Genomic DNA, 15,244 nt, shown 5'->3' on the forward strand with positions numbered 1-15,244 from the left:
TCCTGGCATGCCTTGACATTCATATGATCTGCTAGTTATATGAATGACGTGGACGCCTTCGCCGTCATCGCCGACCCGACGCGCCGCCGGATACTGGACACCCTCCGCGACGGTGCCGCTGACGTCGGCGAACTGGTTGAGCAGCTTGACATTTCGCAACCACTGGTGTCCAAGCACCTCGCCGTGCTGCGCAATGCGGGCGCCGTCGAGGTGCGGGTGGACGGCAAACGCCGGATCTACCAATTGGCCGAGGACCCGCTGCCCGCCGTGCTGGCGTGGGTTACCCCGTATCACCGCAAGTGGTCGATGAGCCTGGATCGACTGGCGGATCTGATCGACGAGGAGCAATCATGACGTTGGACGCAAAACTGCAAAGCCACAAGGGCGCTTGGCTTTTGACGCTCGAGCGCGACTTCGCCCATCCGCCCGAGGTGGTGTGGCCGTGGCTGACCGATCCCGAGCGACTGGCCCGCTGGTCACCCGTCGTGCCGGATCGCGCGTTCGACTCCCCCGGCGCCCGGCAGGTACGCGAGAATCCCGGCGACGACCCCGTTGACGGCGAACTGATCTCGGTCGACCCACCGCGGGAACTGGTGCACCGCTGGGGCGACGACCTGGTGCGCTGGCACCTCGAACCGACCCCGGCCGGTTGCCGGCTGACGCTGGAACAGACTATGCCGCAACGCGATCCGGCCACCATGAACGCCGCCGGGTGGGACGTCTGCCTCACCGTGCTCGACGAGGTCCTCGGCGGTTCCGACACGCCGCGTGCAACGGGAGCCGACGCGGCAGCGCGAGGCTGGGAAGCGCTGCGGGACGAGTACGCCGAGGCGCTCGGTACCTAGCCGGCTGCCGCGCCGTGGAAGACGGCTTCGACGTTGTTGCCGTCGGGATCGCGGACGAACGCGCCGAAGTAACCGGGGTGGTACTCCGGGAAGATCCGCGGTGCGTGCAGCGACTCGGCGCCCAGCTTGCACGCGGCGTCGTGAAAGGCCTGCACCTCATCGGTGCTGGAGGCCTGGAACGCGAAGTGGATGGCTTGGGTCGCCTGCGCGTCCGTCCCGTCCTCCAGCCAGAAGTCCGGCTTGCCGTTGCGGCCGTAGCCGATGGCAGGCCCGACGTCCATCTGCCGGGTGTAACCCAGGACCTCCAGAACGGTGTCGTAGAACTGCTTGGAAGCGGCGTAGTCGGCACAGATGATTCCGAAGTGGTCGATCACGCGCTCATCCTAGAGTCGAGGTATGACACACGACCTGATCATCCGCAACGGCACCATCGTCGACGGCCTCGGCGGTGACCCGTTCGTCGGCGACGTCGCGGTGTCCGGCGGTGTGATCGCTGCGGTCGGCACGGTGGACGGCCCCGGCGACCGTGAGATCGACGCGACGGGGCTGCTCGTCACGCCCGGCTTCGTCGATCTGCACACGCACTATGACGGTCAGGCCATCTGGTCGGACCGGATGACGCCGTCGTCGGCGCATGGCGTCACCACCGCGGTGATGGGCAACTGCGGTGTCGGCTTCGCGCCGTGCCGCGAAGCCGACCACGAGGTGCTCGTCGACGTGATGGCCGGTGTCGAGGACATCCCCGGCGTCGTCATGGTCGACGGGCTGCCCTGGACGTGGGAGACATTCCCAGAATTTCTCGACGCACTCGACGCCGGCCGCCGCGACATCGACGTCGCCGCCTTCTTGCCGCACTCGCCGCTGCGCGTGTACGTGATGGGCAAGCGCGGGGTCGACCGCGAACCCGCCACCGCCGAGGACCTGTCGCAGATGCGCAAGCTCGCAGCCGAGGCCATCCAAGTCGGCGCGCTGGGCTTCGCGTCCTCGCGGTTGACCATCCACAAGACGGAGAGCGGCCAGCCGATCCCGAGTTACGACGCCGGCCACGACGAGATCGAGGCCATCGCCCTCGGCGTCAAGGATGCCGGTGGCGGCCTGATCCAGTTCGTTCCCGACCTGTTCGCCGCCGACTACGAAGGGGCGCTGCAGGCGGTGTTCGACGTGGCCGCCGACGTCGGGCTACCCGTGACGTTCACGCTCGCGATCGGAAATGCCGGTCCCCCACTGCATCTGGACGCGCTGCGGATGGTCGAGAAGGCGAACGCCGACGGCGGCGAGATCAGCGCGCAGATCTTTCCACGGCCCATCGGGCTGGTCATCGGTCTCGAACTGTCCGGCAATCCGTTCGTCATGTACCCGACCTACCGCGCGATCGCCGAGCTGCCACTGGCCGAACGCGTCGCCGAGATGCGCAAACCCGAAGTGCGGGAAAGCATCCTGACCGATTCACCGGCCAGCGACGGACACCCACTGATGTTCGCGGTCCAGGCGTGGGACTACATCTTCCCCCTCGGCGACCCGCCCAACTACGAGCCCGACCCATCGGACAGCATCGCCGCACGCGCCGCAGCCCGTGGCGTGACGCCGCTGGAAGAGGCCTACGACCGGCTGCTCGACGATGACGGCCACGCCATGCTGCTGGTCACGCTCGCCAACTTCCGCGACGGATCGCTGGACACCGTTGCCGAACTGGTCCGCCGCGACGACGTGGTGCTCGGCCTCGGCGACGGTGGAGCGCACTACGGAATGATCTGTGACGCAAGCTTTCCCACCTACATGCTGACGCATTGGGTGCGCGACCGGTCGTCGGGACGACTGGCGGTGGCCGACGCCGTCCGTGAGCTGACGTCGGTGCCCGCCAGGGTCGCCGGCCTTGCCGACCGCGGCCGCATCGCCGTCGGCTACAAGGCCGACCTCAACGTCATCGACCACTCCGCGCTGCGGTTGCACAAGCCGGTGATCGCCCACGACCTGCCGGCCGGTGGGCGCCGCCTCGATCAGACCGCCGATGGCTACGTCGCAACCGTCGTCGCCGGTGAGGTGATCGCGGAGAACGGGGTGCCCACGTCGGCGCGCCCGGGCAAGCTGGTGCGCGGCCGCCAGCCCGCGCCGGCCCGCTAGCGACGGCCACCCCGCGCGACCGTGCGGATTCGTACGGGACACGCCGGTCCGGCGTACAAATCCGCACAGTGGCCGATTCGGTCGGCGGAAATGGCTGGGGCAATCCACTCCTAAGCACACGAAAAGGCCCGGCCTGCAAGCAGACCGGGCCTTCTCCGGGGTCAATCTATGCGGCCGCATCCGCGTCGGCCGCAGGCGCCGGGTCGGCACCCTCGGTCTCCGTCTTCACCGGGTCGGCGGCGGGTTCGTCGACCGTGGCCTCGTCGACGGCCGGCACGGCGGCACCGTCTTCGGTGCCGGTCTCGGCCTTGACCTGGCTGCCGAACTTGTCGCCGGGCTTGACCTTGTTGCCCGACTTCAGCTTGTCCGCAACCGAGGTACCCGCGTCGACGTCGGGGGTATTCGAATCGACGGCGGCGGCCGCTGGGGCGGGCGCCTGGTCCTTCAGGTCCGCCGCCGGCGGATCCGTTGCGGCGGGCTTCCCCTCGACCGCCTCCGTGCTCGGAACCGTGATGGCGCTGGCGACGGCGAGCGATGCATCCGGCACCGAGTTCGCGTCGACCGACGTGGTGGAGAACTGCGTTGCCACCGTGGCCGACGAGAACGGTACCGGTGTGACCGGCGGCGGAAGCAGCGAGAGCAGGCCGTTGATGCCGTTGGAGACTGCGGTCACGACGTTTGTCGCGAGCTCACCGATGGGTCCGGGGAGGGTGGTCAACGGTCGGGTGGCGTAGTAGAGCACGTTCCCCAACAGGCCGTCGGCGCCAGGCGAAAGCAGTCCGTAGACCAAATTGCTCAGCAGCCCGGGAATCTCACTCGGATCCCGAAGCGCCGACTCGAAGGTGGCCTCCAGGTCAGCAGGGAGATAACCGAGGTAGTAGGCGGTCTCGTACAGCATCCACACGGGTGCGGTGACGGCGGAGTTGGCGGCAACGACCACGCGACCGATGTCGGTAGACCAGAACTGTCCGGTCGCGAACTCTCCTGCATTCGGGTTCGGGAGGCCGGAGAGGATGCCGTTGATCGCGTCGGCGATCTGGTTTACGGCGCCGATGATGCTCGATCCAATCGGTGCCGGCAGCATCCCGGCCAGCGGTTCGATCGAGAAGTAGTTGATCTCATACGGATACGCGTAATTCGGATAGAGGCTGGAAGGGTTCGTGTACCGCTGCACCAGCCACGACAGCAGGTTCGGGGCGAGAGACGGATACTGCGTGGCGATGACGGCGGCCGAGAGGCCGTCGAACGGAAATGAACCCACGGCGTCGCCCGTGAGTGCCGCGCCGGCGGCGACGGCGGCGACGGCATCGCCAAGGCTGTAGAGCGCATCCGTGATCACCGATGCGTTTGCCACGTCGGCGCCTATCGCCGGCAGGTGCTGCGGTACCCCGACGACCGATGCCGCCGAGACCACTCCGGCAGCCACCATCGCGGCGGCCAACTTCGTGTGCGGTCGAATAGAAGTAGCAGTCATAACTCTCCCCCTTGATCTTGCGGCCCCCTGCCGCACGGCGAGCTTACGATCGTTTTTTGCTCGCGCGTCAATAAATGGCGGAATTCGCGGAACTCGAGTAGTCGACTACTCGCCCACCGGTTGCCCATCCGCGACTGTGCGGATTCGTACGCCGGCGCGGCGTGTCGCGTACGACACCGCACAGTCGTCGGACCCAAAGCGGCGCTAGGCGTGCGCACTATCCTCGGCTCATGAGCGTCAAAGTGGATCTCGACAAGCTCGCCGACGCGCTGGCCGACTTCACGTTCGCCTATCTGGTCACGGTCGGTAGCGACTACCGTGCGCACACCGTTGCGGTTCAGCCGGTCCTCAGCCGCGGCGTCATCGATGTCGGTCCGATCGGCAACAGCACGCGTACGAACGTCGCCCTCCACGACGGGGTCACGCTGGTCTGGCCGCCGCGTGATCCGGGCGGTTACACGTTGATCGTCGACGGTCGCGGCGAACCCGCAGCCGCCTCGCTCCACGTCGTGCCCAGCCGAGCAGTTCTGCACCGCCCCGCCGCGCCGCGCTCCCCCGCCAGGAACCCCGGCTGCCTGCACGACTGCGTCCCGCTCGACGAGAGCTGAGCTTCCGACCCGCGACTGTGCGGATTCGTACGCCGGCGCGGCGTGTCGCGTACGACACCGCACAGTCGGCGGGGAAAGGCAACGAAAAAGCCCGGCCCCAAGGGGACCGGGCTTCTTCGTAAAGGGACTTAGAAGTCCATGCCGCCCATGCCACCGGTCGGGTCGCCCGCGGGAGCGGACGCCTTCTCCGGCTTGTCGGCGACGACTGCCTCGGTGGTGAGGAACAGCGCCGCGATGGACGCCGCGTTCTGCAGCGCCGAGCGGGTGACCTTGACCGGGTCGGCGACGCCGGCCTTCAGCAGGTCCTCGTACTCGCCAGAAGCAGCGTTCAGGCCGTGGCCCGACGGAAGGTTGGTGACCTTCTCCGCGACGACGCCCGGCTCGAGGCCGGCGTTGAACGCGATCTGCTTCAGCGGAGCCGACAGCGCGACACGCACGATGTTGGCGCCAGTGGCCTCGTCACCCTCGAGCTTCAGCTCGTCGAGCGCGGGAGCCGACTGCAGCAGGGCCACGCCGCCACCGGCGACGATGCCCTCTTCGACGGCAGCCTTGGCGTTGCGGACTGCGTCCTCGATGCGGTGCTTGCGCTCCTTGAGCTCCACCTCGGTGGCAGCTCCGGCCTTGATCACCGCAACACCGCCGGCCAGCTTGGCCAGGCGCTCCTGCAGCTTCTCGCGGTCGTAGTCGGAGTCGCTGTTCTCGATCTCGGCGCGGATCTGCGAAACCCGACCGGCGATGGCGTCGGAATCGCCCGAGCCCTCGATGACCGTGGTCTCGTCCTTGGTGACGACGACCTTGCGGGCCTGACCCAGCAGCGTGATGTCGGCGGTCTCCAAGGAGAGGCCGACCTCTTCGCTGACGACCTGGCCACCGGTCAGGATCGCGATGTCCTGCAGCATGGCCTTGCGGCGGTCACCGAAGCCCGGGGCCTTGACGGCGACGGACTTGAAGGTGCCACGGATCTTGTTGACCACCAGGGTGGAAAGGGCTTCGCCCTCGACGTCCTCGGCGATGATCAGCAACGGCTTGCCGGACTGAATGACCTTCTCCAGCAAGGGAAGCAGATCCTTGACCGTCGACACCTTCGACGACACCAGCAGGATGTACGGATCCTCGAGGACCGCTTCCTGACGCTCGGCGTCGGTGACGAAGTAGCCCGAGATGTAGCCCTTGTCGAAGCGCATGCCCTCGGTGAGCTCGAGCTGCAGGCCGAAGGTGTTGGACTCCTCGACCGTGATGACGCCCTCGTTGCCGACCTTGTCCATGGCCTCGGCGATCAGGTCGCCGATGGTCTGGTCGCCGGCGGAGATGCCCGCGGTGGCAGCGATCTGCTCCTTGGTCTCGACCTCCTTGGCCGACTTCAGCAGCGTCTCGGTGATCTTCTCGACGGCCTTCTCGATGCCGCGCTTGAGGCCGAGCGGGTTGGCGCCTGCCGCCACGTTGCGCAGACCCTCGCGCACGAGCGCCTGGGCCAGAACGGTGGCGGTGGTGGTGCCGTCGCCCGCGACGTCGTCAGTCTTCTTGGCGACTTCCTTGACCAGCTCTGCGCCGATCTTCTCGTACGGGTCCTCCAGCTCGATCTCCTTGGCGATGGACACACCATCGTTGGTGATCGTGGGGGCGCCCCACTTCTTCTCGAGGACGACGTTGCGGCCCTTGGGGCCCAACGTCACCTTTACCGCGTCGGCGAGGCTGTTCAGGCCCCGCTCGAGGCCGCGACGGGCCTCTTCGTCATACGCAATTGTCTTGGCCATTGCGAAGTGTTCCTCCGGATTAGGGGATGCACGTTCTGTGGTCGGGCTCAGTGCCCGCGACGGACGGCTGGGGAGTGCTCCGCGCGTGCGGCCCCAAGCCTCACCGTCCCGACCTAGCACTCACCGATCGTGAGTGCCAGTGTCATTTCTAGCACTCGCCCATGTCGAGTGCAAGAACAGGGAGGGGCCTCAGCCAGGGCTCGGGCCGTGACGGGCGCTAGGACGCCGACGCCCGCAAGCCGTCCAGGACGACGTCCACGAGCCGCGCTGCAGCCGTGGCGTTGTAACTCTGCATCGCCTGAGCGCCGACCATCAGAGCCTTCACATCGGGCACCTCGAGGTCACGCCGCACCGTGCCTGCGTTCTGCGCGGCCTTCAGCAGGTCGCCGAGCAGTGTCAGGAACGCGTCCTCGGCGTCGGGCAGAGCGGCCTTGATGTCGACGCCGAGACCGGCGAGGGCCTCGGACAGTCCTCGATCCGCCGCACCCCACTCCAAGATCATCGACCGAAGGAAGGCGAACAGCGCCTGACCCGGCTCCTCGTTGGTGAGCAGATCACGCCCGACGTCGATGATGCCGCGCAGCCGATCCTCGACCACTGCGGCGAGCAACGCCTCCTTGGTCGGGAAGTGGCGGTACACCGTGCCCGCGCCGACACCGGCCCGGCGGGCGATCTCGTCGATGGGCACGCCCACCCCTTCGGCGGCGAGCGTCTCGTAGGCGACTTCGAGCACGCGGGCGCGGTTGCGCGCTGCGTCGGCCCGCAACGGCCGTTCGGCTGAAGTCACCTCACACCTCCTCGGGAATAGATAAGCGGGGCGCGCGTTCCGTATGGTGGTAACCAAGCGGAGCACTCGCCCCGCTTAATTCGATTCTAGGAGAATCCCATGACGAAGTGGACGACCGCCGACATTCCCGACCAGACCGGCCGCGTCGCCGTCATCACCGGCGCCAACACTGGGCTCGGCTACGAGACCGCCGGCGCGCTCGCCGCGAAGGGCGCACACGTCGTGCTCGCCGTCCGCAATCTGGAGAAGGGCAAGGCCGCCGCCGACCTCATCAGTAGGCGTACCCCCGGCGCCGACGTGGAGCTCCAAGAGCTCGACCTCACGTCGTTGGACTCCGTCCGAGCGGCGGCCGACGAGCTGCGCGCCAAGTACGACCGGATCGACCTACTGATCAACAACGCGGGCGTCATGATGACGCCGAAGGCCACCACCAAGGACGGCTTCGAATTGCAGTTCGGCACCAACCATCTCGGTCACTTCGCGCTGACCAACCTGCTGCTCGATCGCGTGGTCGCGGTGCCCGGCTCGCGCGTCGTGACGGTCAGCAGCGTCGGCCATCGCTTCGCCCGTGGTGGCATTCGGTTCGACGACCTTCAGTGGGAACGCAGCTACAGCCGGGTGGGCGCATACGGGCAGGCCAAACTCGCCAATCTGATGTTCACCTATGAACTGCAGCGCCGGCTGACGGGAACCGACACCATCGCCGTCGCCGCACACCCCGGCGGGTCGGACACCGAGCTAACCCGCCACCTTCCCAATGCCCTGCAGTTCGCACTGCCGGTGTTCCGCCCGCTGTTTCAGCCTGCTGAGATGGGCGCGTTGCCGACGCTGCGCGCCGCCACCGACCCCGGCGTCGCCGGCGGACAGTACTTCGGCCCCGACGGCTTCGGCGAGCAACGGGGTTACCCGAAGGTCGTCGCCTCCAGCGCGGCGTCGCACGACACCGATGCGCAGCGCCGGTTGTGGACGGTCTCCGAGGAGCTGACAGGGGTGGTGTCACCCGTCAGCTGACGGGCAGAATGGGCGGCGATGTCACTAATCGTGCCGCCCTATCCCCCGCCCCGCTACACCAAGGACGAACCGGAAGTCAGCGCGTGGCTGCGCCGCGGTGATCAACCGCCGGACTACGACTCCTTCGGCCGGGTGAAGTACCACTACCTCGCGAACCAGCAGAACACCAACGGCGACTACGGCCTGTACCGCGTCGACCTCGCACCGCAGGCGGGCGGACCCGGTCCGCACTTCCACCGCGCGATGTCGGAGGCCTTCTTCGTGCTCTCTGGCGCGATGAAGCTCTACGACGGCACGGACTGGAAGGACGGCAACCAGGGCGACTTCCTCTACGTCCCGCCCGGCGGCGTGCACGGCTTCCGCAACGAGGCCGACGAGCCCGCGTCGCTTCTCATGCTGTTCGCTCCCGGCGCACCCCGTGAGCACTACTTCGAGGGGCTCGCCAAGATCGGTGACATGACCGACGACGAGCGTCGCGAATGGTTCTTCGCCAACGACAACTACTTCGTCGACTAGTTCCTCTGAGCGTCACCGAGCGAGACGAACTGCCACCCGGCCCCCTGCAGCGCAGGGATGGCGGCACCGACCCCGGCGGCGGTGCCCGACCCGGGGTGGTTCACGTGGGCCAGCACGATGGAGCCCGCCGCCGCCCTGGTGATCGCCACACCCACCGCAGCGGCCGAGGACGTCGCGCCGTTGTCGGCGTTGACGGCGAACCCGACCGGTGTCAGGCCGAGGTCGCGGACGATCTGCACGGCAACCTCGTCGTAGTGCGCGGTTCCGGTGCGGAAGTAGACCGGCGGCTTGCCGGTCAGCGCCGTGAGCCGGGTCTGGTTGGTCCAGACCTCGTCGACCGCCTCACTCGCGGACTTCGTTCCTGCGATGCCATAGGCCGAGCGCCCCGTCACTGACAGTGGGACGTGCCGCGTGCCGTGGTTTCCGATCGCGAACAGCGGATTCGCGGCGAGTTGCTCAGTTTTGCCGGGGTTCGCGTCGATCCACTTCGAACACACGAACAGCAGAGCCGGGACGCCGTTGCGTTCCAATGCGTCCAGCAGCGACTCGTCGCATGCACGATCACACGCGTCGAAGGTCAACGCCAGCTGGCGTCCCGACGGTTCGAACGTCGTCATGACCCCGGGCAACGCCATGCCCCACTGGGTGGGCTGGCCATCGGCGTCTCGAAGCGCGACCGCGGTGGGGTCGACGCCGGATGCGGCATACGCGGAGGGCGTCCGGAACGCGCCAAGCACGGCGGCACTGCCGGCCAGAGCCGTCAGGAACGTCCGACGAGTGGGCATGGGCGAACGCTAGGCAAGCCAGTTGGCAAATCCCTGGGTCATTCCTTCGAGTAACCGGGGAGCCGCGCAGCCAGGTATGGCGCCGTGCGGCTCTCGGCGATCCGGGCCACCTCGGCCGGAGTCCCAGCCGCCACGACGCGACCGCCTGCATCGCCAGCCCCGGGCCCGAGGTCGATGACCCAGTCCGACCCCGCCACCAACCGCATGTCGTGCTCGGCCACCACGACGGTGTTGCCCGCGTCGACGAGACGGTGCAGCTGTCGATCGAGCAGATCGACGTCGGCGGGATGCAGTCCGGTGGTGGGTTCGTCGAGGACGTAGAGGGTGTGCCCACGTCGGGGGCGCTGCAGCTCGGACGCCAGCTTGATGCGCTGGGCCTCCCCGCCGGAGAGCTCGGTCGCGGGTTGCCCGAGGCGCAGATAGCCCAGCCCGACCTCCTGCAGCGTCGACAGGCTCCGCGCGACGCCCGCGACGTCGGCGAAGAAACCCGACGCCTCGTCGACGGTCATCGCGAGCACGTCGGCGATGGTGCGGTCGCGGTAGCGCACCTTGAGGGTGTCGTCGTTGTAGCGGGCGCCGTGGCACGTCGGGCAGGAGCCGTACGTGCCCGGCAGGAACAGCAGCTCCACCGACACGAAGCCCTCGCCCTGGCAGGTGGGACAGCGGCCGTCGGCGACGTTGAAGGAGAACCGGCCCGCGGTCCACCGTCGCCGCTTGGCCGCCGGGGTCGCGGCGAAGACGCGCCGGACGCCGTCGAACAGTCCGGTGTAGGTCGCCAACGTCGAGCGCGGTGTGCGGCCGATCGGACGCTGATCGACGGCGACCAGCCGGTCGATCCGATCGACTCCCTCTGCCGTGACGCCGATGCTGGCGTCGTGATCGAGGTCGACGACCTCGGTGTCGCCGTCGTCGCCATCGGCCTCCGCGTCGATTGCGCCGCCGCCCAATTGCCGCGTGACGACGTCGCCGAGCACCTTGTAGACCAGCGTCGACTTGCCGGAGCCGGACACCCCCGTGACCGCGGTGTACGCGCCGAGCGGGATGTCGACGTCGAGGTCGCGCAGGTTGTGGAAGCGGATGCCCCGCAACGCCAAGATGCCCGACGGCTGACGCGGCGAGCGGGCGGCGGGCGCTTGGTCACCGAACAGATAGTCGCGGGTGACGGACGTGGCCACGTCGGCCAGGCCGGGCACCGGCCCGCTGTAGAGCACCTCACCACCGAGTTCGCCTGCGCCGGGCCCGACGTCGACGATCCAGTCGGCGCGGCGCACCACGTCCATGTCGTGTTCGACGACGAACAGCGAGTTACCCGCCCGCCGAAGTCGATCGAGCACGTCGAGCAAGGGCTCGGCGTCGGCCGGGTGCAGGCCCGCCGACGGCTCGTCGAGAACGTAGAGGACCCCGAAGAGGCCCGCGCGGAGCTGGGTGGCCAGTCGCAGGCGTTGCAGTTCGCCCGGCGACACCGTGGGGGTGCGACGGTTCAGGGTCAGGTAGCCGAGCCCGAGGTCGACGAGCACCTGGATGCGGGCCACCAGGTCGGCGGCGATCATCGTCGCGACCTCGGTCAACTCGCCCGACTCGGTGGACTCGTACGCGGCCTCGAAGTCGGTACGCATCGCAGCGGGCCGAAGCGCGTCGGCGAGGTCGGTGAGCGGCATCGCCACGTACTCGGCGATGTTGCGGCCGGCGAACGTGACGGCGAGGGCCTCCGGGCGCAGTCCGGAGCCGTCGCAGACCGGGCAATCGACGCTGTCGACGTACTTCAGCACCCGCCTACGCATCATCGCGCTCTGCGAGTTCGCGAGCGTGTGCCGAACGTGCCGCTCGGCGCTGGAGAAGGTGCCGTTGTAGGTGTAGTCGGCTGTCACGTTGTGACGGTCCGGGTGGATCTCGACCGTCGGCTGCTCCTCGGTGAACAGGATCCAATTGCGTTGCCGCTTCGGCAGTTTGCGCCACGGCTTGTCGATGTCGTAGCCGAGCGTGATGAGGATGTCGCGCAGGTTCTGCCCCTGCCAGGCGCCCGGCCATGCGGCGACGGCGCCCTCGCGGATGGTCAGCGACGGGTCGGGAACGAGCGTCTCCTCGGTGACCCGGTGGATCCGGCCAAGGCCGTGGCATTCCGGACACGCGCCGACGGCGGTGTTCGGCGAGAACGAGTCGGAGTCGAGCCGCTCGGTGAAGCCCTTCGGAAACGTCCCCGCCCGCGAGAAGAGCATCCGCAACAAGTTCGACAGGGTCGTGACCGTGCCGACCGACGACCGCGACGACGCCGTCCCACGGCGCTGCTGCAGCGCCACGGCGGGCGGCAGTCCGGTGATGTCGTCCACCTTGGGAGCGCCGGTGGGCAGCAGCAGCCTGCGGGCGTAAGGGGCGACGGACTCGAAGTACCGGCGCTGCGCCTCGGCGTAGATGGTCCCGAAGGCCAGCGACGACTTGCCGGAGCCCGAGATCCCGGTGAACGCGACCAGTGCGTCGCGCGGGGCGGCGACGTCGACCCCGCGTAGGTTGTGCACCCGGGTGCCGAAGACGCGAACGAAGGGGTCGACGTCTTCGGCGCGCGGCGGGAGCACCTCGCCATTGTGCGCGGCCATTGTGCGCGTTTGCTCGCCGGCATTGGCTCAGAGGTCGATCAAGGGTGCCCAAATGAACTGTCGGGCGCGTCGCCCGAGTGCCGACACGCCGTCCCAAGCGCTCAGTCACGGGACACGCCGAGTAGAGATGCACAGCCGGAACCCCTTGCCCTAGACTGCCCTTCGACCAGATAGGAGTCTTTGGGTGCGGGCTTACACAGCGCCCAGCACCCAGGCTTTGCGGGGCTGGCAGCGTCGGGCAATGGTGCGGTATCTTGCTGTCCGGCCGCGGGACTTCCTCGCCGTCGCGACGCCCGGATCGGGCAAGACCACGTTTGCGCTGCGCATCGCGGGCGAGTTGCTGGCCGACGGCACCGTCGAGCGCGTCACCGTCGTCGTCCCCACCGAACACCTCAAGGTCCAGTGGGCGCAGGCAGCGGCCGGCGTCGGCATGTCCCTCGACCCGAAGTTCAGCAACTCGTCGGCGCAGAACTCCGACGAGTACCACGGCGTCGTGGTCACCTACGCACAGGTGGCCAGCCATCCGGGCCGGCACCGGGTGCGCACCGAGAACCGCCGGACGCTGGTCATCTTCGACGAGATCCACCACGGCGGCGACGCCAAGAGCTGGGGCGAGGCAATCCGCGAGGCGTTCGACGACGCCACCCGCCGGCTGTCCCTGACCGGGACGCCGTTCCGCAGCGACGACAGCGCGATCCCGTTCGTCACCTACGAGCGGGGGCCGGACGGCCTCGAGCGCTCGCAGGCCGACCACACCTATGGCTATGCCGACGCGCTTGCCGACGGCGTGGTGCGTCCCGTCGTGTTCCTGGCCTACTCCGGTGAGGCGCGCTGGCGGGACAGCGCAGGCGAGGAGCACGCGGCCCGGCTCGGCGAACCGCTCAACGCCGAACAGACGGCCCGCGCCTGGCGGACCACGTTGGACCCCACCGGCGATTGGATGCCCGCGGTGATCGCCGCGGCCGACACCCGGCTGACGCAGAAGCGCCAGCACGTGCCCGACGCGGGCGGCATGATCATCGCCTCCGATCAGACGGCGGCCCGGGCCTACGCCGGGTTGCTGACCGAGATCACCGGCGAGGTGCCGACGGTGGTGCTGTCCGACGACCCCGGCTCATCCGACCGGATCACGACGTTCTCGCGGGGCACCAGCCGCTGGCTGGTCGCGGTCCGCATGGTGTCCGAAGGTGTCGACGTGCCGCGGCTGGCGGTCGGCGTGTACGCCACCAGCGCGTCGACTCCCCTGTTCTTCGCCCAGGCGATCGGCCGGTTCGTGCGGTCGCGCCGGCCGGGCGAGACCGCCAGCATCTTCCTGCCGTCGGTGCCGTCGCTGCTTCAGCTGGCCAGTGAGATGGAGGCGCAGCGCAACCACGTGCTCGGCAAGCCGCATCGGGAGTCGCAGGGCGACGAGTTCGATGAGTATGTCGAGAAGAAGAAGTCCGAGCCCAGTGAGATGGACAACGGGTTCGAGATGCTCGGCGCGGACGCCGAGTTGGATCAGGTGATCTTCGACGGGTCGTCGTTCGGCACCGCGACCCCGGCGGGCAGCGACGAGGAGGCCGACTATCTCGGCATTCCCGGACTACTGGACGCCGCCCAGATGCGGGATCTGTTGCGGCGCAGGCAAGAAGAGCAACTCGACAGGCGCACCGCGGCCGGCGGCACGGTGCCGGTGGTGTCCACGACGCACGGCCAGCTGCGCGATCTTCGTCGCGAGCTCAACGCCCTGGTGACACTCGCCCACCACCGCACCGGCAAGCCGCACGGCTGGATTCACAACGAGCTGCGCAGGATCTGCGGAGGGCCCGTCGTGGCGGCCGCGAATTCCGAACAACTAGCCGCGCGCATCGAAGCGGTCCGCTCGCTGAAGACCTAGGGCTCTCATCGCGCGGCACCCTCAGAGGCCCAGCAACTCCGGAAGGTCGGCGACCGAGTCGATGACGTGATTGGGCTGCATCGCGAATTCGTCTGCGGCCCAACGGTCCAGCGTGTCCTGGCGGAACTTGCCTGTCCGCACCAGCACCCCGGTCATGCCGACCACCTGCGCAGCCAGCACGTCGTTGTTGAGGTCGTCGCCGACCATGTACATCTCCTCGGGATCCACGCCGAGCCTGCTGGCCGAGGCCAGGAAACCCTCGGGCGCCGGCTTGCCGACGGCGGTGGCCTTGCGACCCGAGGTCTCCTCCATGCCGATCAGGTACATCCCGGTGTCGATGCGCAGTCCCTCGGTGGTGTTCCATGCCGTGCTGCGGTGCATCGCGACGACGGGCACGCCCTGCGCCATCCAGTCGTAGACGCGGCTGAGCGTGACGTGGTCGTACTCCGGTCCCGCTCCGCCCAGCAGGACCACGTCCGGTGTTTCCGGCACTGCGTCGCCGACCTCGCTGGCGTAGACGACGTCGACGCCCGGCATGTCCTCACCGATCTGGCCGCTGTTGACCAGGAAGCAACGCGCGTCCGGGTAACGGTCCCTGACGTAGCCGGCGGTCAGCACCGCCGCGGTAATCACTTCGTCGGCACTGACGTCCATGCCCGCGTCGGTGAGCAGCCCCGCGATCTGACGGCGCGTGCGAGTCGTCGTGTTGGTGAGATACGTCCGTGCAATCTGGTTGTCCGCGAGCACGCGCAACGTCTCGGCGGCGCCGGGGATGGCCTGCCACGAGGTCACCAGGACGCCGTCGATGTCGAACAGCACTCCACCGATAGCCATGCTGCCGACAGTAAACGGCAAATGTTTCAGCGCAACTCGGAC

At 68.3% G+C, this 15,244-nt stretch carries 14 protein-coding genes; 7 read left to right on the plus strand and 7 right to left on the minus strand.

From position 1 onward, the window contains the following. Positions 1 to 48 precede the first annotated feature (48 nt). Both N536_RS0136405 and N536_RS0136410 read left to right on the plus strand, forming a co-directional pair. Positions 49 to 354: a helix-turn-helix transcriptional regulator gene (locus N536_RS0136405; protein ID WP_029118114.1), complete on the plus strand. Its 306-nt coding sequence runs from the start codon at positions 49 to 51 to the stop codon at positions 352 to 354. Then, positions 351 to 845 carry an SRPBCC domain-containing protein gene (locus N536_RS0136410; RefSeq protein ID WP_051575028.1) on the plus strand — a complete coding sequence of 165 codons (495 nt, stop codon included), beginning with the start codon at positions 351 to 353 and terminating at the stop codon, positions 843 to 845. Before N536_RS0136405 ends, N536_RS0136410 begins: the two co-directional genes overlap by 4 nt. Here N536_RS0136410 and N536_RS0136415 read toward each other — a convergent pair. Continuing rightward, positions 842 to 1,219, minus strand: coding sequence for a VOC family protein (locus N536_RS0136415; RefSeq protein ID WP_029118116.1), 378 nt, complete (start codon positions 1,217 to 1,219; stop codon positions 842 to 844). The genes N536_RS0136410 and N536_RS0136415 overlap by 4 nt on opposite strands. A 22-nt stretch (positions 1,220 to 1,241) precedes the next feature. On the opposite strand from N536_RS0136415, the gene N536_RS0136420 reads away from it, so the two are divergent. Beyond that, positions 1,242 to 2,966, plus strand: a complete 1,725-nt coding sequence (locus tag N536_RS0136420) for an amidohydrolase family protein (RefSeq protein WP_029118117.1) — start codon at positions 1,242 to 1,244, stop codon at positions 2,964 to 2,966. 166 nt (positions 2,967 to 3,132) lie between these two features. Here N536_RS0136420 and N536_RS0136425 read toward each other — a convergent pair whose 3' ends face one another. Then, the gene (locus N536_RS0136425; RefSeq protein ID WP_155948883.1) at positions 3,133 to 4,440 is read right to left on the minus strand and encodes a hypothetical protein; all 1,308 of its coding nucleotides are present in this window, start codon (positions 4,438 to 4,440) and stop codon (positions 3,133 to 3,135) included. A 230-nt stretch (positions 4,441 to 4,670) separates the two neighbouring features. Here N536_RS0136425 and N536_RS0136430 point away from each other — a divergent pair, with 230 nt between their 5' ends. After that, positions 4,671 to 5,048, plus strand: a complete 378-nt coding sequence (locus N536_RS0136430) for a hypothetical protein (protein ID WP_029118119.1) — start codon at positions 4,671 to 4,673, stop codon at positions 5,046 to 5,048. 128 nt (positions 5,049 to 5,176) lie between these two features. On the opposite strand, the gene groL is transcribed toward N536_RS0136430, so the two are convergent. Both groL and N536_RS0136440 read right to left on the minus strand, forming a co-directional pair. Then, complete coding sequence (gene groL / locus N536_RS0136435; protein WP_029118120.1) at positions 5,177 to 6,802, minus strand: chaperonin GroEL; 1,626 nt, start codon at positions 6,800 to 6,802, stop codon at positions 5,177 to 5,179. Positions 6,803 to 7,019: 217 nt separating this feature from the next. Next, positions 7,020 to 7,589: a TetR/AcrR family transcriptional regulator gene (locus N536_RS0136440; RefSeq protein WP_036438944.1), complete on the minus strand. Its 570-nt coding sequence runs from the start codon at positions 7,587 to 7,589 to the stop codon at positions 7,020 to 7,022. Between the two features lie 99 nt (positions 7,590 to 7,688). Here N536_RS0136440 and N536_RS0136445 point away from each other — a divergent pair, with 99 nt between their 5' ends. Both N536_RS0136445 and N536_RS0136450 read left to right on the plus strand, forming a co-directional pair. Next, positions 7,689 to 8,600: an SDR family NAD(P)-dependent oxidoreductase gene (locus tag N536_RS0136445; protein WP_029118122.1), complete on the plus strand. Its 912-nt coding sequence runs from the start codon at positions 7,689 to 7,691 to the stop codon at positions 8,598 to 8,600. An 18-nt stretch (positions 8,601 to 8,618) separates the two neighbouring features. Beyond that, complete coding sequence (locus tag N536_RS0136450) at positions 8,619 to 9,116, plus strand: cupin domain-containing protein (RefSeq protein ID WP_029118123.1); 498 nt, start codon at positions 8,619 to 8,621, stop codon at positions 9,114 to 9,116. Here the strand turns inward: N536_RS0136450 and N536_RS0136455 are convergent. Both N536_RS0136455 and N536_RS0136460 read right to left on the minus strand, forming a co-directional pair. Continuing rightward, on the minus strand, positions 9,113 to 9,901 hold the full coding sequence (locus N536_RS0136455; protein ID WP_029118124.1) for a polysaccharide deacetylase family protein: 789 nt from the start codon (positions 9,899 to 9,901) through the stop codon (positions 9,113 to 9,115). The genes N536_RS0136450 and N536_RS0136455 overlap by 4 nt on opposite strands. Positions 9,902 to 9,939: 38 nt before the next feature. Continuing rightward, entirely contained in the window at positions 9,940 to 12,492 is a 2,553-nt protein-coding gene (locus N536_RS0136460) for an excinuclease ABC subunit UvrA (protein WP_036438946.1), read from the minus strand. A 184-nt stretch (positions 12,493 to 12,676) separates the two neighbouring features. Between N536_RS0136460 and N536_RS0136465 the strand changes: the two genes are divergently transcribed. Beyond that, the gene (locus N536_RS0136465) at positions 12,677 to 14,368 is read left to right on the plus strand and encodes a DEAD/DEAH box helicase (protein WP_029118126.1); all 1,692 of its coding nucleotides are present in this window, start codon (positions 12,677 to 12,679) and stop codon (positions 14,366 to 14,368) included. 21 nt (positions 14,369 to 14,389) lie between these two features. Here N536_RS0136465 and N536_RS0136470 read toward each other — a convergent pair whose 3' ends face one another. Further along, positions 14,390 to 15,202, minus strand: coding sequence for an HAD-IIA family hydrolase (locus N536_RS0136470; protein WP_029118127.1), 813 nt, complete (start codon positions 15,200 to 15,202; stop codon positions 14,390 to 14,392). Positions 15,203 to 15,244 lie beyond the last annotated feature (42 nt).

It is taken from the genome of Mycobacterium sp. URHB0044 (assembly GCF_000620625.1).
Lineage (GTDB): Bacteria > Actinomycetota > Actinomycetes > Mycobacteriales > Mycobacteriaceae > Mycobacterium.